The 22,380-nt window shown below is 41.7% G+C and carries 24 protein-coding genes; 18 read left to right on the top strand and 6 right to left on the bottom strand.

Translation table 11 applies throughout. The annotated features are described in order from the left end of the window. A partial coding sequence (locus KCG35_RS16630) for a DUF4347 domain-containing protein (RefSeq protein ID WP_215820921.1) occupies nucleotides 1–2,196 on the bottom strand: 2,196 nt, incomplete at its 3' end. An 829-nt stretch (nucleotides 2,197–3,025) separates the two neighbouring features. Between KCG35_RS16630 and KCG35_RS16625 the strand changes: the two genes are divergently transcribed. Then, a complete protein-coding gene (locus tag KCG35_RS16625; protein WP_215820920.1) occupies nucleotides 3,026–3,553 on the top strand; it encodes a GNAT family N-acetyltransferase in 528 nt (175 codons plus the stop codon). A gap of 17 nt (nucleotides 3,554–3,570) precedes the next feature. After that, nucleotides 3,571–4,350 (top strand): arylamine N-acetyltransferase family protein, encoded by a 780-nt coding sequence (locus tag KCG35_RS16620; RefSeq protein WP_215820919.1) that lies wholly within the window; start codon nucleotides 3,571–3,573, stop codon nucleotides 4,348–4,350. 189 nt (nucleotides 4,351–4,539) lie between these two features. On the opposite strand, the gene KCG35_RS16615 is transcribed toward KCG35_RS16620, so the two are convergent. Then, nucleotides 4,540–5,010: an Mpo1 family 2-hydroxy fatty acid dioxygenase gene (locus KCG35_RS16615; protein WP_215820918.1), complete on the bottom strand. Its 471-nt coding sequence runs from the start codon at nucleotides 5,008–5,010 to the stop codon at nucleotides 4,540–4,542. Nucleotides 5,011–5,362: 352 nt separating this feature from the next. Between KCG35_RS16615 and nrdR the strand changes: the two genes are divergently transcribed. From nrdR to KCG35_RS16550, 13 genes are all read left to right on the top strand, one after another. Continuing rightward, nucleotides 5,363–5,854, top strand: coding sequence for a transcriptional regulator NrdR (nrdR, locus tag KCG35_RS16610; RefSeq protein ID WP_215820917.1), 492 nt, complete (start codon nucleotides 5,363–5,365; stop codon nucleotides 5,852–5,854). 3 nt (nucleotides 5,855–5,857) lie between these two features. Continuing rightward, the gene (gene ribD / locus KCG35_RS16605; RefSeq protein ID WP_230409218.1) at nucleotides 5,858–6,991 is read left to right on the top strand and encodes a bifunctional diaminohydroxyphosphoribosylaminopyrimidine deaminase/5-amino-6-(5-phosphoribosylamino)uracil reductase RibD; all 1,134 of its coding nucleotides are present in this window, start codon (nucleotides 5,858–5,860) and stop codon (nucleotides 6,989–6,991) included. A 110-nt stretch (nucleotides 6,992–7,101) separates the two neighbouring features. Continuing rightward, complete coding sequence (locus tag KCG35_RS16600; RefSeq protein ID WP_215820916.1) at nucleotides 7,102–7,779, top strand: riboflavin synthase; 678 nt, start codon at nucleotides 7,102–7,104, stop codon at nucleotides 7,777–7,779. A gap of 98 nt (nucleotides 7,780–7,877) precedes the next feature. Beyond that, the gene (ribBA, locus tag KCG35_RS16595; RefSeq protein ID WP_215820915.1) at nucleotides 7,878–8,993 is read left to right on the top strand and encodes a bifunctional 3,4-dihydroxy-2-butanone-4-phosphate synthase/GTP cyclohydrolase II; all 1,116 of its coding nucleotides are present in this window, start codon (nucleotides 7,878–7,880) and stop codon (nucleotides 8,991–8,993) included. A gap of 57 nt (nucleotides 8,994–9,050) precedes the next feature. Continuing rightward, the gene (gene ribH / locus KCG35_RS16590) at nucleotides 9,051–9,527 is read left to right on the top strand and encodes a 6,7-dimethyl-8-ribityllumazine synthase (protein WP_027707983.1); all 477 of its coding nucleotides are present in this window, start codon (nucleotides 9,051–9,053) and stop codon (nucleotides 9,525–9,527) included. Continuing rightward, complete coding sequence (nusB, locus tag KCG35_RS16585) at nucleotides 9,528–10,004, top strand: transcription antitermination factor NusB (RefSeq protein WP_215820914.1); 477 nt, start codon at nucleotides 9,528–9,530, stop codon at nucleotides 10,002–10,004. 3 nt (nucleotides 10,005–10,007) lie between these two features. Next, on the top strand, nucleotides 10,008–10,985 hold the full coding sequence (gene thiL, locus KCG35_RS16580; RefSeq protein WP_215820913.1) for a thiamine-phosphate kinase: 978 nt from the start codon (nucleotides 10,008–10,010) through the stop codon (nucleotides 10,983–10,985). 53 nt (nucleotides 10,986–11,038) lie between these two features. Further along, a complete protein-coding gene (locus KCG35_RS16575) occupies nucleotides 11,039–11,518 on the top strand; it encodes a phosphatidylglycerophosphatase A family protein (protein ID WP_215820912.1) in 480 nt (159 codons plus the stop codon). Nucleotides 11,519–11,591: 73 nt separating this feature from the next. Further along, nucleotides 11,592–12,248 (top strand): retropepsin-like aspartic protease family protein, encoded by a 657-nt coding sequence (locus KCG35_RS16570; protein WP_215820911.1) that lies wholly within the window; start codon nucleotides 11,592–11,594, stop codon nucleotides 12,246–12,248. A gap of 187 nt (nucleotides 12,249–12,435) precedes the next feature. Continuing rightward, a complete protein-coding gene (gene ribA / locus KCG35_RS16565) occupies nucleotides 12,436–13,023 on the top strand; it encodes a GTP cyclohydrolase II (RefSeq protein ID WP_215820910.1) in 588 nt (195 codons plus the stop codon). A 179-nt stretch (nucleotides 13,024–13,202) separates the two neighbouring features. Next, entirely contained in the window at nucleotides 13,203–13,622 is a 420-nt protein-coding gene (locus KCG35_RS16560; protein WP_215820909.1) for a YeeE/YedE family protein, read from the top strand. Between the two features lie 18 nt (nucleotides 13,623–13,640). After that, the gene (locus tag KCG35_RS16555; RefSeq protein WP_215820908.1) at nucleotides 13,641–14,060 is read left to right on the top strand and encodes a YeeE/YedE family protein; all 420 of its coding nucleotides are present in this window, start codon (nucleotides 13,641–13,643) and stop codon (nucleotides 14,058–14,060) included. After that, entirely contained in the window at nucleotides 14,060–14,377 is a 318-nt protein-coding gene (locus KCG35_RS16550; RefSeq protein WP_230409217.1) for an ArsR/SmtB family transcription factor, read from the top strand. The genes KCG35_RS16555 and KCG35_RS16550 overlap by 1 nt, the downstream gene beginning before the upstream one ends. Nucleotides 14,378–14,462: 85 nt before the next feature. Here KCG35_RS16550 and dxs read toward each other — a convergent pair whose 3' ends face one another. The 3 genes from dxs to KCG35_RS16535 form a co-directional block, all read right to left on the bottom strand. Then, the gene (gene dxs / locus KCG35_RS16545; protein WP_215820907.1) at nucleotides 14,463–16,370 is read right to left on the bottom strand and encodes a 1-deoxy-D-xylulose-5-phosphate synthase; all 1,908 of its coding nucleotides are present in this window, start codon (nucleotides 16,368–16,370) and stop codon (nucleotides 14,463–14,465) included. Between the two features lie 185 nt (nucleotides 16,371–16,555). Continuing rightward, nucleotides 16,556–17,452 (bottom strand): polyprenyl synthetase family protein, encoded by an 897-nt coding sequence (locus KCG35_RS16540; protein WP_215820906.1) that lies wholly within the window; start codon nucleotides 17,450–17,452, stop codon nucleotides 16,556–16,558. Then, complete coding sequence (locus KCG35_RS16535; RefSeq protein ID WP_215820905.1) at nucleotides 17,452–17,697, bottom strand: exodeoxyribonuclease VII small subunit; 246 nt, start codon at nucleotides 17,695–17,697, stop codon at nucleotides 17,452–17,454. Before KCG35_RS16535 ends, KCG35_RS16540 begins: the two co-directional genes overlap by 1 nt. Before the next feature lie 362 nt (nucleotides 17,698–18,059). Between KCG35_RS16535 and pomA the strand changes: the two genes are divergently transcribed. The 3 genes from pomA to KCG35_RS16520 are packed head-to-tail and all read left to right on the top strand — an operon-like array spanning nucleotide 18,060 to nucleotide 20,458. After that, on the top strand, nucleotides 18,060–18,827 hold the full coding sequence (gene pomA, locus KCG35_RS16530; RefSeq protein ID WP_215820904.1) for a flagellar motor protein PomA: 768 nt from the start codon (nucleotides 18,060–18,062) through the stop codon (nucleotides 18,825–18,827). Between the two features lie 9 nt (nucleotides 18,828–18,836). Continuing rightward, on the top strand, nucleotides 18,837–19,811 hold the full coding sequence (locus tag KCG35_RS16525; protein ID WP_215820903.1) for a MotB family protein: 975 nt from the start codon (nucleotides 18,837–18,839) through the stop codon (nucleotides 19,809–19,811). 17 nt (nucleotides 19,812–19,828) lie between these two features. Next, on the top strand, nucleotides 19,829–20,458 hold the full coding sequence (locus KCG35_RS16520) for a PilZ domain-containing protein (RefSeq protein WP_215820902.1): 630 nt from the start codon (nucleotides 19,829–19,831) through the stop codon (nucleotides 20,456–20,458). Nucleotides 20,459–20,497: 39 nt separating this feature from the next. On the opposite strand, the gene KCG35_RS16515 is transcribed toward KCG35_RS16520, so the two are convergent. After that, the gene (locus tag KCG35_RS16515) at nucleotides 20,498–21,937 is read right to left on the bottom strand and encodes an alanine/glycine:cation symporter family protein (protein ID WP_215820901.1); all 1,440 of its coding nucleotides are present in this window, start codon (nucleotides 21,935–21,937) and stop codon (nucleotides 20,498–20,500) included. Nucleotides 21,938–22,380: the final 443 nt, after the last annotated feature.

Raw genomic sequence — 22,380 nt, 5'->3', positions numbered from 1 at the left:
GGTGGTGCCTTCATAGGTTACATTAGAGCCAAAAAAGCTTATTTCTCCAGGACCAACACCTTGGTTATTAATTACTAAAGTGTCTTCTGTAGGATCACTGCCAGCGGTAAACTGAACTGTTAATGTGCCATCTTGAAGATTGGAACTGGTTGTATCTGTAAAGGTTGCTGATGTGCTTTGATCTAGGGTTGTAGTTGAACTGGCAAATGGATTTAGTGTTGCCGAATCGCCATCTAAATTATTAATGGTTGGTGCGGTGTTAGCTTCGGTAAAAAGTGTAAAATAAAACCCGTTGTTCAGATATGCTACATCAAAAGTGACAGTCGATCCTCCAAATGAGGAGGGTGATGTGAAGGCAAAAGCATTGGAAAAATCGCCATCATCTGTGTCAACAACCATTAAAAGATCACTTGAGGATTTACCTGTTAATCCAAGTTCGTTGAGATCAAACGTAATCGTTGCATTACCGAAGTCTTGGACTTCCTGAAGTTTCCACTCTGTAGCTAAGCGTTTAGAGAATCCTGAATTTGCGGGCATTTCTGTTGAAATTTCACCTGATGCTCCATTACTCCCCCACATTAAATAGTCACCATCATCAAGAGATGAAGTGACTTCTATGGTAACTGCACTACCTGAATTAATTGATTTTGATTTTAGTTGGTTGAGGTCACTCCCCGAATCAATAGCAACTCCTGCTACATTGTTATGGTATCCGGAGTTAGCCGTATAGTCCCACGCAGTTACTCCTGTTGATGTAATATAATCACCTTCAGTGATGCCCCCTTCATTATCGGTAGGATCAAGAGTAATCCCGTATTTAACAGCGAGATAAGACTCGACTTTTTGTTTATCAGCAAGGGATAGATTGGTGTTGTATATAATAACTTCACTGATATTCATTTCAGGCGTTATAGTGCCAGGTGCGTCAGGGTAGGATCCAACATGTAAGGCACCAATTAAGGTGTTGTCTGCAACTGTGGATGTGCCTGTTACGCCACTTCGTAGGCCATCGACATAGAGGGAATTATTGGGAACACTGGCTAATCCAGAAATAATATGGTAGGTGCTGGAAATAGTGGATCCGGTGATTTTGCCTCCGGTGTCATTTGAAAAGTCAAAGCGAGGATCATTCGTGCCTTCGTATTCAATATTAATTCTATTCTCACGACTAAAGCCATCAGTTTCTTCCCATTGAACAACAACGCCTGGAGAGGCTACATCGACGACTACAAATATAGTGTTATTATTATTGTCAATAATTTCTGTACCAGCAAACCCCGTCCTTGTTAACTCATCATTTGAGCCATCAAAAAAAAGTGAGGGGTTGAAGTTGACGGTATTTAATTGACGTTGAGGTTGTTGTGAAGCTGTCCCTTGAGTTATTGTATTATTGCCTCCTGCGGCACTTTGATCGGCCCAGGATGATACTGAGCCTCCTGACTCAGTGACCCCTGCATTGGCTTTTAGCCACACTGTGAGGTTGGCACTTGCCACATTGCCAGGTGCTGCGAGTGTTGTTGGGTAATTTAATTGAAAGTGTGCGGATAAAACGGGTGCTATTATATCGTTATTGGTTGAATACTCTAATTCCCAGTCGCCTGCGAGGTTTGTTGAGCCTGTCAAATCATTTGACGCGGCAATATCAAGTCCTGTTAAACTGGCAAGAGTATCAAGTGCTAACTGGTTTTCTGAGTTACTCGCAACATCACACCCATAAAGGGCTAAAATAGCATCATCTGCGGTAAAGTTACGAATATCTTTAAGTAAATCTGTGTAATTTTGATTGATCGCATTTAATGTAAGTGTGCTGTTACCAATTAATAGTTCGCCAGGCTTGCCATGGGAGAATAAAATAATTTCTTGAGGTTTTGCTTCGTTGGATTGAAACTGTTTCAAAATCGCGTGTATTTGCTCCACACCATTTTGATGGTTTGATAGGTTATATACTTTTGCGTCAGGAAACTCTGCTTTAATAAGTTCGGTATTTTCAACACGACTATCAATGATAACAACAGTGCTAGGTGCATCAGTTATTTGTAATTCACTTGGTGATAAGACAGGGTTGTCGAAATTATTCACATCCTGTTGTACTTCAACTGCATCGACTGTGGCACCTAGTGCCGCATCAAATAAAATGCGGTTTTCCAATAGTTCAATACCCATAACAGGTACTGTAAGGGTATTTTTTTTGAACATGGCAAATGCTCCAGAATACAGATACTACTTATTACTATAAAATATGCACTATTAGATAGTTTATAGAGAGTGCGAGTAAAAAAATCCAACAAAAATGTTATGGGCTTTATCTTTAGTGTAGTGCACGTTGCACATTTCGCGCTTTAATATTGTTTGATTGCTTAAAAAATAAAATGCTTAATCAAAAATTATTTGGTGAGCAAGTAGGAAAAATCTGTATTTCTTACTTTTTGTTTTGGAAAAACACAAAAATGATTACCTTAATGATTGGTTGTTTTATGAATATTCTACATGTCCATGCTAATACTGGTTTTCCTATTACAAGTTAGCTTTTTGTACTGATTTGCCAAGTTGTTACTTCTACAGTGGGTTACTGTTTTTTATACTTTTGGCGTGAAATATAAAAACAGTCATTAATAGGCTATGTCAGGTTCTTCATCGATGGGTATATTGTATAATCGATAATTAAAAACGCTCGATTGTTGGTAGTATAAGATAAGAGGTGTAAGTAATTCTATTTAATATATTATTAAAGTTCAATTGGTTACGATAATAAATGCTTGCATATTCGTACTAAATTAAGGTTTTTGTTGTAGATTCATCTTTGATGATATTGTTGTTTATAAAGCAATAGGGTATAGGCATTAAAGAAAAGCTACTCAGGCACATGCGTTAAGCTGTTTAGTCTCTGTTTCTTGACTCTTTAAAAAGGGAAAACTGTTCAAATAATGTAATAGTAAAAAAACTGTAAATCACATCGTAATGTGTTTACTCCTAAAATAGATCCTATGACTGCCACTGGATAAGCAATAACAATAGGTTGATATGAGTGTTTGTATTAAAGATAGATAAGCACCTTACCCTTCAAACGTTAAAACCGCAGGATGCTAAGCAGTTTCATAAGTTGGCAGTTAAAAACCTACCAAGACTCTTTTGGTGGCATGATATTCACCTAACTGAAGATTTTATAACGGGACTACTCAGTCGGGTAGCTGATAAAAGCTGGCGTTATCATACCATTTGGTTAGGAGGTGTTTACTTTAATCACCAACTTATTGGTTCTGTTAGTTTAAATACAATCAACTGGCAGCAAAGAGTGGCTACATTAGGTTATTGGCTGGATATTGATTTTACAGGGCAAGGGATCATTCATCGCTGTGCTGATAAATTAGTTCAATACTGTTTTTCTCGTCTAAAACTACGCACCATTGAAATTCACTGTCATGCAGGTAATACAGCCAGCATTGCTGTTGCCAAGCGGTTAGGATTTGAAATAGAACAAAAGCTCAGGCAAGCTGGGGTGGTGGATGGCGAAGCCGTCGATATTTATGTCTTTAGGAAAAGAGCTATTGATTAAAATAAAAGGGTGGGAATATGGACAGTGCATACTACTTACAGCGGTTTGGGTGTAAAAAGGAACAGCCTACTCTGACTTACTTACGTAAGCTGCATCAAGCTCACCTGCAACAAGTGCCGTTTGAAAACTTGAGTGTTATCTATAGTCAGCCCATTGAACTGCAACTGCCTTGGTTATATCAAAAAATAGTTTTGCAACAACGTGGCGGTTTTTGTTTTGAATTAAATGGGTTGTTTGGCTGGTTATTGAGTGAGCTAGGTTATAGTGTCAGCATGGTTGCAGCTGAAGTTTATGATGAAAAGCAAAAAGAATTTACACCACCCTTCGATCACTTGGCTTTGCTTGTTAATTTAGAGCAGCCTTGGCTTGTTGATGTTGGTTTTGGTGATAGTTTTCGGTCACCACTACCTTTGTTGGAGGGTAAGGAGCATACCGATATTTCTGGGCATTATTGTTTACAGAAAGTGGAGGATTATTGGCAACTTGAAATGTTCACACAGTTACAATGGTTGCCACGGTACCGTTTTCAGGTTAAACCTGTGGAGTTGAAAGATTTTACTGAACGTTGTCAATATCATCAATCTTCTTATGCCTCTAAGTTTAAACGAAACTTGCTGTGTTCACGCGCTCTGGTGGATGGACGTGTGACATTGCATGATACAACCTTGATTAGAACTAATTATCAGGGTACTAAGGTGCAAACGCCTGTTGAGCTACTAGGCGGTTTAGCTACAGTTTTTAAAGAATATTTTTCACTGGGTGTATTGCCAGAAAGCGCTGCTGTGTCGGCGAGTTAGTAAGTAATAATTGTTCTATATCGACAGCGAAGGATTTTTAGTGGAGCTAGTCTGCTCTGTTAAGACTAGTGATAGAGCTTATTGAACACAGCTGCCCCAGGCGAGGCGTCTTTGATAGCGACACGACTGGGGTAAAATGCTGGAAAAGTAAAGGTGCTAATTTTTGTTTACAAAGTTTGTATTTAGGATCTAGTTGCTTTGTTTTAATCCTTGAAATAAACAAGCCATCACCCAGGCAGGCCCAATTAATAAAAACTGTAGATCTTTAAAAAAAGAGGGCTTTTTGCCTTCAAACGCGTGTCCAATAAACTGAAGTATCCACATAAAGATAAAGAGTAGTAGGGCAACCAACCATAATGGCCAAGGGCTATACACCGATAACCAGTAACACCCTAAAAGTATTGCTCCAGAAAAACATAGCATGATAATACTGAGCTGAATTGATAGCGTGCTATAGAAGGCAACGACGAGTAATACGGATAGAGTACCTACGTTAAGCCAAACAAAAGATCTGAAAATCTCAGGCAATGGGATTGACCATAGTAAAGCAATAAAGGTGGCATAAATGGTTGGAACTGCAATGAAATGAATTTTTTTATTTAAAGGGTGTTGGTGACTTGCGCTGTATTCCATAAACCATTGATCAAGTGTTTTTGCCATTGCTGCCTGCTCCTTGTCGCTTAATTAAGATGAGCTGCTTGAAAGTATTTTGAGTTTTCTTTAGTAGACGTTTTTTGTGTTAACGGCGATTCTTGACGGCGCTGTTGGTTTATACCGGCTAACGAATTGTTTTTTTTGAAAAAGAAACATCCATTATGGGAATAACGTGACATAGAAAAGTGACAGTATGCGGAAAGGATTGAGTTAGGTAGAAAATTACGACAATAGACTTGTGTTAGTTAAATAAATCTGTACTATGATTACAGCAGTCTACATCAAATAAATCTATTACCATGGTTTATCGATTGCGCTTGACTTGCTCTTAATAGTGTTTCAGGGATTTAGTTAAGCCATGCATTGTCCTTTTTGTGGTGCAAAAGACACCAAAGTCATTGATTCTCGACTTGTCGCTGACGGTATACAGGTCAGGCGACGTCGTGAATGTCTATCATGTGCAGAGCGTTTCACGACCTATGAAACTGCTGAATTGGTCATGCCTAGATTAATAAAGCAAGACGGTAGTCGTGAGCCTTTTGACGAAGATAAACTTCGAGCGGGTATGCTGCGCTCATTGGAAAAGCGTCCAGTAAGCGTGGAAAAGATTGAGGATGCTATCAATCGTATTATGCATAACCTTCGTGCCTGTGGAGATCGGGAAGTAGAGTCACTGATTGTGGGTGAGCTGGTTATGCGTGAGCTACAAAAGTTAGATGAAGTGGCTTATATCCGCTTTGCTTCTGTTTACCGGCGGTTCAAAGATCTTAATGAGTTTCGTGAAGAAATTGATCGTCTGGAAAAAGAGCCTCAGAATGTAACTGATCGCTATAAATCTTCAGAACAGTAAGTTATGCCGACAGTATCCGCCTTTGATCATGCTATGATGGCAAAAGCCTTACAATTAGCGGCTAAAGGTACCTACTCTGCACATCCCAACCCTCGTGTAGGCTGTGTTATTACACTAAACAGCCATATCATTGCATCAGGCTGGCATAAACGGGCAGGAGAGCCCCATGCTGAAATTGATGCGCTTAATAGCCTACCTGCTGGTGGTGCAAAAGGTTCAACTGTTTATGTCACATTAGAGCCTTGTAGCCATCATGGCCGAACGCCACCTTGTAGTGGTGCATTGATTGCAGCGGGTGTAAAGCGAGTTGTTATTGCGATGGCAGACCCCAATCCATTAGTGGCAGGGAAGGGGATAAAATACTTACAAGCAGCAGGTATTGAAGTCATTAGTGGTGTACTTGAAACGGAGGCACAAGCACTCAACCTTGGTTTTATTAAGCGTATGTGTGAAGGTTTACCTTATATACGCTGTAAATTAGCCATGAGTATAGATGGTGCAACCGCCATGGAAAATGGTGAAAGCCAGTGGATAACAAGCACAGCTGCTAGAGTAGATGTGCATAAACTTAGAGCTAAAAGTGCTGCTATCATTACAGGGATTGGTACTGTGCTTGCGGATGATCCAGCACTTAATGTGCGTTTGACTCAAGCACAATTACCTGAAATTACTGAGCAAAAAATACCGCCATTACGTGTACTTTTAGATAGCCAACTACAAATTCCTTTAGCCGCACAACTTCTGCACACTCAAGGAAAAGTAATTATTGTTCACGCCGCTGGCGTAGCGATTGACCAGCAGCGGGCCTTGAAGGAAAAAGGCATTGAGCTGTGGGAAGTGGAAAGTGATAACTCTGGAAAGATTAATTTAACTGTTGTGTTAAAAAAATTAGCGCAAGCGGAAGTTAACGAGGTGCTGGTTGAAGCTGGGGCAACGTTAGCAGGTGCGTTTTTAGCAGAGCATTTAATTGATGAGTTAATCATTTATACGGCACCTATCTTGATGGGAAGTCAAACACGGCCAGCATTCTCGACACCTCAGTGGACATCAATGACTAATAAAGTGACATTAAAGATTGCTGATTGGCGACAAGTGGGGGATGATTGGCGGTTGATTGCATACCCTACTTACAAATAATCAGGTTAATAACTTAGTTTGATAGGCTGAATGTAGGCATGTGCTGATGGTGATTTTGATGCCTTTTTAAAAAGATTATTTTTTAGTGTGTGGTTCTGATAGGCCGTTCTATGTTCACAGGTATTGTTCAAGCTGTTGGCAAAATCCTTTCGATACAACCCCATGGACAAGACTTATCTATTCACGTTGATGCAGATGCTCTTGATATGAGTACTGTGGCTATAGGTGATAGTATTGCTACCAATGGTGTTTGTTTGACCGTAACAAAAATTGCTAAAAAAGGTTTTTGGGCTGATGTGTCCAAAGAAACACTGGATTGCACGACAGTAACTCACTGGCAGGTGGGCAATAAGGTTAATCTTGAACAAGCGTTAATGCCGACGTCTCATCTTGGCGGTCATATCGTTAGTGGTCATGTGGATGGGGTGGGTGGAGTAAATGAGCTGCATGCTGATGGGCGTTCTTGGCGCTTAGGTATTGTCGCACCCAAGGCGTTGGCAAAATATATTGCAGCAAAGGGGTCGATTACAGTCGATGGTACAAGTTTAACAGTCAATCGAGTAAACGGCAGTTGGTTTGAGCTTAATATTGTACCTCATACCATTAATCAGACCATTATTCAGCACTATCGAGTAGGATCTAAGGTAAATCTTGAGGTTGATATTTTGGTGAGACATCTTGAGCGTCTGCTTTTAGGTGATAAGGCGGCAGAGCCTGATACGTCTTCATCCTCAATCACTTCCGAATTTTTAGCTGAGCATGGTTTTTTTACACCAAGGAACCGATAGCTGTAATGCTGTTAATGGGGTTGACCTAGCTTGATGTGAGTTAACAATAAATTTAGATAAAAAGTCTGCAATGCCGTTGTATTTATTCAGGAGTAGCCATGAAATTAAATACCATCCCTGAACTCATTGAAGATTTTCGGTCTGGGAAAATGATCATTTTAATGGATGATGAAGACCGGGAAAATGAAGGTGATTTAATCATGGCGGCAGAGTTGGTTACGCCTGAGGCAATTAATTTTATGGTGACCCATGCTCGAGGCTTAGTCTGCTTGCCGATGACTAATGAGCGGTGTGATTACCTTGGTTTGTCACCCATGGTGCCAGCCAATAAGACACCTTTTGGTACACATTTTACAGTGTCAATTGAAGCCGCTGAGGGTGTAACAACAGGCATTTCAGCCGCTGATAGGGCTAGAACAATTCAAGTGGCTGTGAACCCTAATGCTAAGCCTGAGGATATCGTTCAGCCAGGACATATTTTCCCCTTACGTGCACAGCCTGGTGGAGTACTCAGTCGTGCAGGCCATACTGAAGCAGGTTGTGATTTGGCACGTTTGGCAGGATTAACCCCTGCAGCGGTGATTGTGGAAATTATGAACGAAGATGGTACTATGGCGCGTCGCCCTGACCTGGAGCTATTTGCAGAAAAGCACCAGCTGAAAATTGGTACTATCGCTGAGTTGATTCAGTATCGAATTTTACATGAAAAGACTGTTGTTGAAACACAACGTCAGTCAGTTCTCACCGAGTTTGGGGAATTTGAGCTAGTCGTCTTTCATGACACGGTTCAAGAGCAGACCCACCTTGCTTTGGTTAAAGGTGATGTGAGTACAGATGAACCTGCTTTAGTACGCGTTCATGTTGCAGATGCTTTCCGAGACTTATTAGGTGCTCAAAAAGCAGAGTCACCGCACTGGACATTCCAAAGAGCATTAAAGGTGGTTGCGGAAGAGGGAAGAGGTGTCGTTGTTTTGTTGGACTCAGAGCAAACTATTGATTTTGCTGGGAGTATGCAACGCTTCTTTTATCCTGATAAAAAAGGACCACGTAATCCTGCATTTAATAGCAGTGGCGCTTATTTAACTGTAGGGACAGGCTCGCAGATTTTGCGCTTATTAGGTGTCACAAAAATGCGCTTAATGAGTTCACCCATAAAATTTAGTGCAATTTCTGGGTTTGATCTGGAAATTGTGGAATATATCAGTTGTGCTTAGTAGCGTGCTGCATTATTGGTTAATGCTAAACATGCAGTCTTTGTTAACGAGGAAACTATGTCAGACATAACAACCCTCGAAGGTGTATTAACGCCTAACGATGGGAGATATGCGATTGTTGTAACCCGCTGGAATGCCTTTGTTGTAGAAAGTTTGTTACAAGGCGCATTAGACGCTTTACTACGTCATGGGGTTGCGAAAGATCATATTACCGTTATTCGTTGTCCTGGCGCTTTTGAAATGCCACTGGTAGTTAAGAAAGCAGCAAACTCTGGTAAATATGATGCCATAATTGCATTAGGTGCTGTTATTCGTGGTGGTACACCACACTTTGATTATGTTGCTGGAGAGTGTGCTAAAGGATTAGGTGTTGTGTCTTTAGAAGCAGAGCTTCCAGTGACATTTGGCGTGTTAACTGTTGATAGTATTGAACAAGCGATTGAACGATCAGGAACCAAGGCTGGTAATAAAGGTGAAGAAGCAGCAATGACTGCATTCGAGATGGTTAGCTTACTTAATCAGCTGGGGTCTTAAGTGAACGATACAGTTTCCAATCCTAACAATGAAGCCAGGCCAAAACCTTCCCAGCGAAGAAAGGCGCGTCAGTATGCACTGCAGGCGTTGTATCAGTGGCACATGGCCGGAGCCAACTTGACTGATATTGATGCTCAGTTCCGTACTGACTATGACATGTCAAAAGTCGATCTTAGCTATTTTTCTGAGCTGTTACATGGGGTACCACGTCATCTAAAAGCGATTCAGGATGGTTTTGAACCCTTTTTGGATCGTAACTTCGATGAATTGGACCCTATTGAGTTGACAACGTTACGGATAGGGACGTTTGAATTAATGTTTCGTTTGGATGTGCCTTGTAAAGTAGTCATTAACGAAGGCATTGAACTGGCGAAGCGCTATGGTGCCGAGGAAAGTCACCGTTATGTTAATGGTATTTTGGATAAGGTGGCTGGAAGAGCGCGAATGGCAGAAATACGAGCGCTACGGGGCAAGTAACGCGTGTTATCTGAGTTTGATTTGATTGCTCGTTATTTTCAACAACCTGGCTTGGCAAGTGCTGGGCCATGGTCTCCCCAGCTAGGGATTGGTGATGACTGTGCTGTTATGTCAGTACCAGAAGGTAGACAGCTTGCTGTTTCAATGGATACCCTAGTAGCTGATGTTCATTTTCCTGCCGCTGCAGCACCTGAGCTCATTGGTTATCGAGCGCTTGCTGTAACAGTGAGTGACTTAGCTGCTATGGGGGCTGAGCCAGCGTGGTTTACCTTAGGTTTAACGCTGCCTGAAGCAAACCCAGAATGGCTGTCTGGCTTTGTTCAAGGTTTACAGCAGATAGCTCAGAAAGTGGGTATTTCTTTAGTTGGCGGGGATACTACGCGAGGTCCATTAACCATTACATTGCAAGTCCATGGCTTAGTGAGAACTAATAACTGGTTATCCCGAAAGTATGCAAAGCCTGGCGATGATATTTGGGTTACAGGAACGTTAGGTGATGCAGCAGCTTGGTTGTCTTATCTTCAGCAAGGGTTAGTTGAAAGCCCCACCAATGAAAATTTAAAGGCATTGTGGAGTCGTTATTATCAGCCAGTACCCAGAGTGGCTGAGGCACAAAAGCTTGTAGCACTGGGCTGTCAGTGTGCAATTGATATTTCTGATGGGGTTCTTGCTGACTTAGGCCATATCTTAACAATGAGTCAAGTAGGCGCGCTATTAGACCTTTCATCTTTACCTGCTTCTAATGCTTTGCAGCAAGTGCTGCCTGACCCGGAAAAACGACAAGAGGTTATGTTGACGGGAGGGGATGATTATGAACTCTGTTTTACTGCTCCTCCTCACCTGGCAAAAAACATCATTGAATTGCTGTCGCCTTCTTGTCCTATAACACGTATTGGTCAAATCAACCAAGCACCTGGTGTTGTCTCCACCTCGGGCCAGCCTATCACTATCACCAAAGGTGGTTACCAACACTTTTCTTAAGGTTAAAACGCATTAAAGCAATGGTATAAATCTGCATAAGGAGTTACAGACAAATGAAGGCGGTTACTCCTGCAATATTAGGACGTGATCCAAGAGTTTGGTTAGCATTTGGCCTGGGGAGTGGTTTATCCCCTAAAGCACCAGGCACTGTTGGAACATTAGCTGCGCTGCCATTTTGGTTACTATTACATGAATTGCCTTTAATAAGTTATGCCGTAGTCGTTTTACTGGCGGCAATACTGGGTATTTGGTTGTGTGGGGTCGCTTCTGCCAAGTTGGGAGTTCATGATCATCCAGGCATTGTGTGGGATGAATTTGTGGGATTATGGATAACGCTATTTGCAGTTCCCAGTCACTGGTTTTGGGTTTTGATAGGCGTCATCATGTTTCGAATCTTTGACATCATTAAGCCATGGCCTATTAACTGGGTAGATAAGCATGTCCATGGTGGGTTAGGGATAATGCTGGATGATGTAATGGCTGGAGTTATGGGGTTATGTACCACTCAGCTATTGGTTTTGCTTTTTGGATAGCAGTTTTTGCTGCCGTCGCGCTGAGTAGTAACAGTCAACTATAATCAAAAAGGTAGTGCAGTCGGGAGTTGTTATGTTTGGTGTGTTGAGGTGGGTTTTCGGCAGCTTAGTGCTCTTTTTTTGGCTTTCACTTTCAGTTGAGGCTTCCCCACATGTTCAGGTTATTGGTTTGTTCAATAATGGTGCTGCTGTTGTAAATATTAATGGTCAACGCCATTTACTGAAGGTTGGAAAGCCTGCCAAACAGGGTGTCAGATTAATTTCTGCAGATGTAGCATCAGCAACTCTTGAAATAGAGGGCGTTCAAAAAACATTCCCGTTAACTAGAGACTATTCCGAAGGCTTTAGCGCTCCTGTTAAAAAGCGAGTCCCCATTTTGATGAATAACCAGGGGAGCTATTATACACATGGTGTCATTAATGGCATGCCTGTTCGTATGCTAGTGGATACTGGAGCAAGTTTAATTGCGATGAATTCAGAGCATGCAAAAAAACTCAATATTAACTACATAAGAGATGGCAAACTCGCTGCAGCATCAACCGCTGGTGGGGCGGTAAGAACATTTAACGTTATATTACGTAAAGTCGAGGTGCAAGGTATTGTTCATTATAACCTTGAAGCAGCCGTTATTGAGGGGAATTCTCCACACGAGATTCTATTGGGTACAAACTTTTTAAATAAAGTGAAAATGACTAAGCAAGATGGCATTATGTACCTTGAGGAAAAATAAAGATTTAACTTTATTTTGTTTCTTGCCTGCAGGCATGCACTGTTATTGTAGAGTATATTGCATACCCAAGGGGTATTTCTACAGAGCGGCATAATGCAGCCACTTCCTATTTGAAATTAAAGACTTACTTATTTGATTTTTCAGTTGTTGTAGCTTGCAGGTAGTAAGAATTAGCTAGGAGTCTTGTGTGACAGTATCATTTGTTGCTGCATCCCTATTACCCACACCATTTGGAACATTTACACTTCACGGCTTTGCGGATGAGCATACGGGAAAAGAGCATGTTGCTTTATCGATGGGGGATTTAGGCTCTGATGAGCCAGTTCTGATGAGAGTACACTCTGAGTGTCTTACAGGTGATGCTCTGTTTAGTTTACGATGTGACTGTGGTGCCCAGTTACAAGCAGCCTTACAAACGATTGCAGAAAATGGCAAAGGGGTGTTGCTTTATCTTCGACAGGAAGGTCGTGGTATTGGCTTGCTCAACAAAATTAGAGCCTATGAGTTGCAGGATGATGGTGCGGATACCGTAGAAGCTAATGAGCGGTTAGGTTTTGCTGCTGATTTGCGTAAGTACGATATGTGTAAAGCAATGTTGAGTCATTTCGGTGTTTCTCAGGTACGCTTATTAACGAATAACCCTCGCAAAGTCCAAGCATTAGAACAGCAAGGAGTGGAGGTTGTTGAGCGTATTCCCTTACAAACAGGGCAGAATCCACATAATGAGCGATACTTAGCTGTTAAAGCTGGAAAGTTAGGACATTTATTTCCTTAAAATATCTTTACGCTCTGTTTTATTAAAGCTCTAGCTAATAATGCCAGAGCTTTTTTGTATTGTTTTTGGCTGATTATCTTTTATTATATTGTGTATTTGCGAAATACGATATATCTTGTTTTAATTAAACCAAGTTATACATTATTCAGCATACATCACTGGAGAGCAGAGGGATTAGCATGACATCATTTACACCTATTTCATCTCTCATTGGTGGTATAGCCATAGGGCTTTCTGCGTTTTTATTGCTTTGGCTAAATGGCCGCATAGCTGGAATTTCAGGTATTGTTAATGGGGCTGTGAAGTTTAAACAGTCTGATTTGAGCTGGCGGTGGCTTTTTATTTTGGGAATGGTCTTAGGTGCTTTTCTGGCATCAAAGCTCGGTTTTTCACTCCCTACAGACTTATCTTTATCTTGGGTCGCAGTACTTAGCGGTGGTTTTTTAGTGGGGATAGGTACTCAGTTGGGATCAGGCTGTACTAGTGGTCATGGTATCTGTGGAATTGGTCGGGGATCTGTGCGATCAATAATCGCCACTTTGTTATTTATGGTAACGGCAGGGTTAGTTGTGTTTGTATCTCGGCATGTTTTTCTCTAATTAATTGAGGGCCAGGCTGTGAATAAAATTGTTGCACTATGTTGTGGCATACTTTTTGGAATAGGCTTATCCGTGGCGCAAATGGTTAACCCGCAAAAAGTATTAAATTTTTTGGATATTTCGGGGGATTGGGATCCAAGTTTAGCGTTAGTGATGGTTGGAGCATTATTTGTTTATGCTTTAGGTTATTTATTATGGGTAAAACCTAACAATAAGCCGCTTTTAGAAGAACATTTTTTTTTGCCCACGAAAAAAACAATTGATAAATCACTTGTTGTGGGCAGTATCATTTTTGGTATTGGTTGGGGGCTTTCTGGAATTTGTCCAGGACCTGCATTGGCAAACCTAAGTGGTGGTGATCTAAAAATTGTGGCATTTATTGGCGCTATGTTAGTGGGCATGAAATGTTCTCCATTGTTGGCACAACGAATACATTAATGACTGGTAAAGCAGTAATGCACGATTATGTAACATGGGAAAGTGGTGTAGACCGAGCAGTAAAAGTTCTAAAAGCGATAGGGCATAAGCATCGTTTAATGATTTTATGTGCTTTACAAGAAAAAGAGTTATCTGTTTCCCAGTTGAATGCACTATTTCCCATGCCCCAATCAACGTTGTCTCAGCATTTGTCCTGGTTACGCCAAGAGTCGTTAGTTAAGACGCGTCGAGATGCTCAAACTATTTACTACGCCTTAAATAGTCATGAAGTGACAGAAATAATTACTGTACTACATAAGCTGTATTGTGAAGACTAAAAGGTAGTCTTTAGCAAGGCTACCTTTTTAAAAGTAATTATTTTGTACTAATACTTTTCAAGAAGGAAAGGGGAGGATGTAATAGTTAAGCTGTTGAGCTATTACCTATGGATAATAACTTCAGTCTAGCCTCAACTGCACGGATAATGCCTTCTTTTGTCAAACCACATTCTGCTAGCTGGTGCTTTGGCTTACCATGCTCAATGTAGCGATCAGGAATACCCAAATTGATAACTGGGATCGTAATATTTGCAGCTTGAAGAAACTCGTTAACGGCTGATCCCACGCCACCCATAATGGCACCTTCTTCAAGTGTTACAAGTAGCTGGTGATGCTTGCTGAGCTCACTGATCAAATGTTCATCCAGAGGTTTAATGAAGCGCATGTTAGCGACTGTTGCACCAATCTCAGCAGCAGCAGCCTCTGCCTCTGTAAGTAAAGTGCCAAAAGCAAGAATAGCAACTTTTTTCCCTTGCTTTGTTATTTCACCTTTACCAATGGGTAATGTTTCTAAAGACTGGTCTATAGGAACACCTGGCCCTGTTCCTCTAGGGTAACGAACAGCTGCTGGCCCTTTATGTTGGAAGCCTGTGCTTAGCATTTTACGGGTTTCATCCTCATTAGCGGGAGCCATAAGCACCATATTGGGTATGCACCGCATAAAAGGAATGTCATAGCAACCCGCATGAGTTGGGCCATCTTCCCCAACGAGTCCTGCTCTATCTATTGCAAACAGTACGTTTAGATTTTGGATGGCTACATCATGTACTAACTGGTCGTATGCACGTTGTAAGAAAGTAGAGTAAATGGCTACAACTGGTTTTCCGCCTTCACAGGCAATACCTGCTGCAAGGGTTACTGCATGCTGCTCAGCAATGCCAACGTCAAAGTAACGGTCAGGAAATTGCTCTGCGAACTGAATTAGATCCGAGCCCTCTTTCATTGCTGGAGTGATACCAACCAGTTGGGAGTCCGCTTCAGCCATATCACAAAGCCACTGCCCAAATATATTTGAAAACTTAAGCTTTTTTACGGGAGGCTTAATGGGTTGAACAGGAGGGGATGGCTCTAACTTGGTAATAGCGTGGTAGCCAATAGGGTCTTCTTCTGCAGGAACAAAGCCTTTGCCTTTGGTGGTAACAACATGCAGAAACTGAGGACCTTTAAGTTCTTTAATATTCTTTAGGGTATGAATCAGGGTGTCTAAATCGTGACCGTTGATAGGGCCAATATAGTTGAAACCTAGTTCCTCAAACAGCGTACCAGGAACAACCATTCCTTTAAAATGCTCTTCAGTGCGACTGGCCAGCTCCCACGCTTTTGGCATTTTCTTTAGAACTTTTTTACTGCCTTCTCTCACCGAATGGTACATTTTACTGGCAAGGATTTTAGCAAAATAATTAGATAGTCCACCTACATTATCTGAAATGGACATATCGTTATCATTCAGAATAACCAGCATATCAGCACCTACATCTGAAGCATGATTAAGTGCTTCAAATGCCATACCTGCCGTCATTGCACCATCACCTATGATTGCCACTGTTTTGCGTTCTTGCTGTTGAAGCTGGGCACCAATTGCCATGCCTAATGCGGCACTGATTGAGGTGCTGGAGTGACCGACCCCAAAGGTGTCATACTCACTTTCAGTACGCTTCGGGAAACCAGCCATACCACCTTGCTGGCGCAATGTGTGCATTGATTCCCGACGTCCAGTAAGAATTTTATGAGGATAGGCTTGGTGACCAACATCCCACACTAAGCGATCATTGGGGGTATTAAATACATAGTGAAGGGCAATGGTTAGCTCAATAACGCCTAAACCAGCACCAAAATGCCCACCTGTTTGCCCAACACAGAACAGTAAATATTGGCGTAACTCGTTTGCTAACTCTGGTAATTTAGCTTCTGAAATTTGCTTAAGCTGCTCAGGTGAACTGATAGCATCTAACAGTGGTGTTTCAGGCTTGCTGCGAGGTATGTCGTGGAACATGGGCAATCACGAACTCAGTAAGTGCATAATCTTGTCATTTGTTACTATTCATCAAGTTAAGCACTTGGGTTTAAGGATACGTTTGACTGGTGGTCATTTTTGCGGCTTAGTTTCTGGTGGCTTTAACCTAAGCAATATACCTTTTCTACATGCTTAATAAAACACTTAGCCACAATGTTGAGACATTAGTGATGCCGTTCAACAATAAATGAGGCGAGATCTCGTAAGGGTTTTGCATGCTCATCAAACATAGACAGTGCTTTTATCGCCTCATGGTAGAGATGATGTGCTTTTTGTCGGGCAATTTCCAAACCCAATAAAGCGGGATACGTTGGTTTATTTCTTGCCGCATCAGCTCCTTGTCTTTTACCTAATACACTGGTATCCATCTCTACATCCAAAATGTCATCCTTTACTTGAAAAGCAAGTCCAATATTATCAGCAAAATGTGTAAGTGCTTGATGTTGCTCAGTAGTAGCATTAGCCGCTATAGCACCAAGTTGGACACTCGCTCGAATTAAGGCGCCTGTCTTATGACGATGCATTTGCTCTAACTCTGCTAGAGTCATTTGTTGGTCACCTACTGCTGCAAGGTCCAGTGCTTGTCCTGTAACCATCCCATTTGCCCCTGCAGCAACTGCTAGTGTTTTCACTTGATTGAGTTGCTGTGTTGGTGAGAGATTGGCTGAGTTGTTGTACATTCCGGTAATAGTTTCAAAGGCTAAGCTTTGCAGGGCATCACCTGCTAAGATGGCTGTTGCTTCATCAAAGGCTTTATGACAAGTCGGTTGTCCTCGGCGTAAGTCATCATCATCCATAGCAGGAAGGTCATCATGCACCAGTGAGTATGCATGAATGAGTTCGACAGCACAGGCTGCAGGATCAGCGAAAGTTATGTCGCCACCACAAGCTTCAGTACTGGCATATACTAATACTGGACGAATCCGCTTTCCTCCGCCGAGCACTGCATAGCGCATGGCTTCTTGGAGTTTGCCTGCAGGAGAAGCATGGCTAGCTAATAGCATGTCGAGTTGTTGCTCTATACGCTGCTGATAATGAATAATAAGATTACTTAGCGTCATTACTGCGCGTCATCTTCTTCTGCAAAGGGTTGTGTAGAGAGAGAGTTATTTTTTTCTACTAAAAGCTGAACTTTTTGCTCTGCTTCTTTTAATGCCTCTTGACACTGTCGAGTGAGTTTGATGCCTTGCTCAAAGGTTTGCAAGGACTCCTCTAGCGATAGTTCACCAGACTCTAACTGTTCGACAAGTTTTTCCAGTGCCTGTAGTGATTGCTCAAAGTTAAGAGCTTGTTTTTTGCGGGGCATGAGGGTCATCCTGTCGTCTTCACCAAGCACGCAACAGTACCCGACAGTTTGATTTTGGTCAATGGACTCAAAGGGATGTATGACTCTGTTCTCAGCTGGGCAGGTATTGAAAATACCGTCTAGAATTACAAGCACAGTCCAAGGCTTGCTCCTATCTGACTGTTTATGACTCGGCTACCTTACCAGGATGTAGTATTTTTCTTTGAGGATAATCTTTTGGGGGAGCGCTAAAGGATTGAACATCCTTGTTCAATTAATTCTTGTTTTATTACTTTATTTAAACCTATGCAGCACAACCAAAATAAATTTGGCAATAGCATAGATATCATCATGGTATATACAATTTTCATTAGGAGTAACCAGTGGATCTAGCGACCCTGGCAGGCTTACTTGGTGGCCTCGCTATTGTATTGGCAGCTATTTTACTGGGTGGGTCTGCTCTGGTTTTTATCAACGTACCGTCCATTCTCATCGTGATTATTGGTACGCTTTTCGTGGTGCTCATGAAGTTTAACTTGAAGCAGTTCTTTGGCGCTTTTGGTGTTGCAGGGAAATCATTCAAGTTTAGTCCTATCGATTTACCCTCACTGATTAATGAAATCATTGAACTGGCTGATTTAGCACGAAAATCAGGCTTATTGGCACTTGAGGAAAAAGAGGTTGGCCATCCATTTCTGAAATATGGTTTGCAACTATTGGTTGACGGCCATGACCCTGCAGTAGTAAAGCGACTATTAACCCGTGATATGGCTTTAGCCGTGACGCGGCATGAAACGGGCGCAAAGATTTTTACTGCAATGGGGGATGTTGCACCTGCAATGGGGATGATTGGTACCCTTATTGGATTGGTTCAGATGCTTTCCAATATGGATGACCCTAAATCCATTGGTCCTGCCATGGCGGTTGCGTTATTAACCACATTATATGGCGCCATGATAGCCAATATGATTGCTATTCCTATCGCAGATAAGTTAACCATTCGTAGGAATGAAGAGGCGTTAAGTAAAGCCCTGATTATTGATGCACTATTAGCGATTCAAGAGGGGCAAAACCCCCGTGTAATTGACTCTATGTTGCGTACTTATCTGCCTGGAGCACAGCGTGTGCAAGAAGAAGGTGCAGAGGCATAGGATGAAATCGTGACAGATGATGAGGAAGAGTGTCAATGTCCTGATCCCCCTCCTGGGTTACCTGGATGGCTAGCTACCTTTGCAGATTTAATGTCCCTGTTACTTTGTTTTTTTGTTCTATTACTGACCTTTTCTGAAATCGATGCAATGAAATACAAGCAGATTGCAGACACGATGAAAGAGGCATTTGGTGTTCAAAAGGTTATTAAAGATAAAGATATTCCCAAAGGGACCAGTGTCATTATGCGTCATTTTAGCCCTGGAAAGCCTGAACCGACACCTCTGAATATGGTTAGGCAGTTTACAACTGACTTACCAAAACCAAAACTTGATGAGCAGTGTGAACCTGGTAAAGAAACTAAACAAGGTAGAAAGCTAACAACCGCAGGCCAGCAGCAAAAAGAGATTTCCACACAAACAGAAGAAATGAGGAAAAAGAGTGAAGCTGTAGCGGAAAAACTAACCGCTTCGTTAAAAGAAGAAGTAGACCAAGGCAGTATTGAGGTGGAAACAAGAGGAAGCAATATAGTCATTCGTATTCAGGAAAAGGGATCATTTGGTTCTGGTGCCGCAAATTTGAGACCTAGCTTTATCCCTACCATGGAAAAAATTCGTAACCAATTAGCCACAACTGAAGGGCTTATTTCAGTGGAGGGGCATACTGACTCTATTCCTATTGAAACGGCTGAGTTTCCTTCTAATTGGGCATTATCTTCAGCGCGTGCAGTTGTGGTTGCGCATGAAATCCTTGCGGATGGCAGGATTCTCCCAAGCAGAATTGAGGTTAAAGGGTTTGCTGATACTCGCCCTTTGGTACCTAACAATACGCGTGAAAATAGAGCTAAGAACCGACGTGTTGAGATTGTAGTGTATCCCAGTGTAGAAGCTAAGCCTCCTGTATTTTCAGAAAAGTTACCTGAGTCTGAATCTGAAGAGCCATCTACTCAGGATGATTTTCGGCTTCGACCTGAAGAGGTTTTTTGAGTAAGGATCAGCCCATTATGAGTGAGGATAGACGACGCTATTTTCGAGTCACTGATCGAGTGGGATTACGCTATCGTGTGCTTACTGAGGATGAGTGGCAAAGTTTCGTTGAAAGTGGAAGTCCAGAAGAGCTAGAGCAAAACCATGGACTGTTTGGTCATAATCTTGATCTTAAATTAGGCCAGGCTATTTCCAGCTTAAGAAAAGTGTGTGAAGAAGCTGCAACAGTTGCTTGGTTGCTGAATCAAAAAGTTGAAGAGCTGGTTGATCAGCTTCAAGCACAAGGGGTTATTAGTAATTTTGCCATTCAGTCTGTGAATATAAGCGCTTGTGGTTTAGCACTGTATCACGAGGAGGGTATCCCAGTTGGATCTAAGTTGCTGTTGGAAATTATGCTTAGACCAGAAGAAAAGTATGTGACAACGTTGGCTGAAGTAGTGATTTGTAGCTTTGATGCGCAGCATAATCGATATTTACTTAGGTTGACATTTGTTGATACTGATGATGCAGGAAAGGAAGCCCTGATACAGCATGTTGTAAGACGTCAAAGTGCTATTTTGCAAGAACAAGGACGCACAGGGCTTGAAAAAGATTTGTTTGATGTCGAAGGCAAAGAGGACGATGGTATGTCGCCCTCAGAACGTTAAGTTACTACAATCGTTACTACTTAGTGAAATGACACTATGTTATTTACTGGTATCATTCCAAACATCTTTATCCATAGTTTTATCCAGGAATGGGAACTTTTTCCGATCAAAAACAGGCTCAATACCCATTTTTACTTGCTCCCTAAAATCTTTAACCACTTTAAGTACAATGCCAGATAACAGTAGGAGTGTAACCAAGTTCACAAGAGCCATTACACTCATTGAAACATCTGCAAATGAGAATAGCACGGGTAGATCTGCAACTGGGCCTACAATTAGGATGCCTAATACAAGTAATCGATACATCATCAAAAGCAATTTATTTTGCTTCATTAACATCAAGTTTGTTTCACCATAGTAGTAATTGGTGATGATTGATGTAAATGCGAAGAGTAAGATGGCTATAGCGACAAAAATAGGTCCAAAGTCACCAATATGGGTTTGTAAGGCAGACTGCGTTAAAGTGATACCTTCCATTTGTGACGATGGGTCCAACTGGCCTGAAAGTAGAATGATGAATGCAGTAGCACTACAAATAATAATCGTATCTACAAATACCCCGACCATGGAAATCAATCCCTGAGTAGCAGGGTGGTGTGGATAGGGAGTGGCAGTTGCTGCTGCATTAGGTGCACTTCCTAAACCTGCCTCATTAGAGAACAATCCACGCTGAACACCTTGTTGAATAGCTGATTTAACGGCATACCCCATTCCGCCGCCAACGGCACTTTCTAACCCGAATGCATGGTCAATGATCATTGAAAAGATTCTAGGTAGTTCAGTGATATTAAAGGCAACGACGCCTAAAGCAACGACAATATAGGCTAGAGCCATAAAGGGCACAACGACTTCAGCAAAACGAGCAATAGAGCGGATACCACCAAAGATAATCATGGATGCAATGACTGCGATAACGAGTCCCATGTATTTTTGATCGATATTAAAAGCTGTTTCAACAGCTTCTGCTATGGATTTTGACTGAATGGCATTGAAAGCAAAACCAAAAGTAATGACAAGGCAGATAGAAAAAATGATACTTAACCAGCGTTGACCAAGCCCTTTTTCAATGTAGTAGGCAGGACCACCACGGTATGTGCCGTCATGATCATTTGTTTTATAAATTTGGGCTAACGTATTCTCAATACAGCTAGTAGCCATACCCAGTAAAGCAATTAACCACATCCAGAAGATGGCACCAGGTCCACCTACAGATAATGCTGCAGCTACACCCGCCAAATTACCAGTACCTACACGTGCCGCAAGGCTGGTGCAGAATGCCTGAAAAGATGAAATGTGGTCACGATCAACTTGGCGGCTTTTAACCAATGACTTAGCTGCGTAGCCAAACAAGCGAAACTGTATGAGCCCAGAGCGTAGTGTAAATAATATACCTGCGCCAATCAGCACATAGATCAGTATGTTGCCGGAAATAAAGCTATTTGCTGCATTAAGCAGCGATGTGATAGCAGTTGTATCCATAGAAATACCTTTGGTTGTTACTGTTATATTCTCGCCTTCTCATCAATGCTGAAAAATCAACCTGGCTGAAGCATAATGCTCAAAGTACTGATTTAAAGCAGTATTTGTACGTAGTGACAATAGGGTTTAAATGTGACTACAAAGGCTAGGTTGTTGATTTTTTGATAAATATTCAGGGAATTAGCTTGCCAGGAAATTTCTACAGATTGCTGTGGTTGTTCACACTTCCAGGCCTTATATTGTGAAGCTTGAGGTGATAAGTGCGGTTGTACTGATTTCTCTAGTTGGCAAACGTAATAATGATGAAATTTTAATCATTCAATGAGTTTTGTCATATTTTTGTAACGTAAAGCTCCTATTTCTGTTGTGGCACAAATTTATTAAAATGAACTAATTGCGCGGCATTGTACTCTAGTAGCCTTAATGCAAAAAGCATAATGCTA

This window comes from Zooshikella harenae (genome assembly GCF_018837975.1).
In the GTDB taxonomy this organism is placed as follows: Bacteria; Pseudomonadota; Gammaproteobacteria; order Pseudomonadales; family Zooshikellaceae; genus Zooshikella; species Zooshikella harenae.
This window is presented reverse-complemented; position numbering and strand designations above follow the sequence as displayed.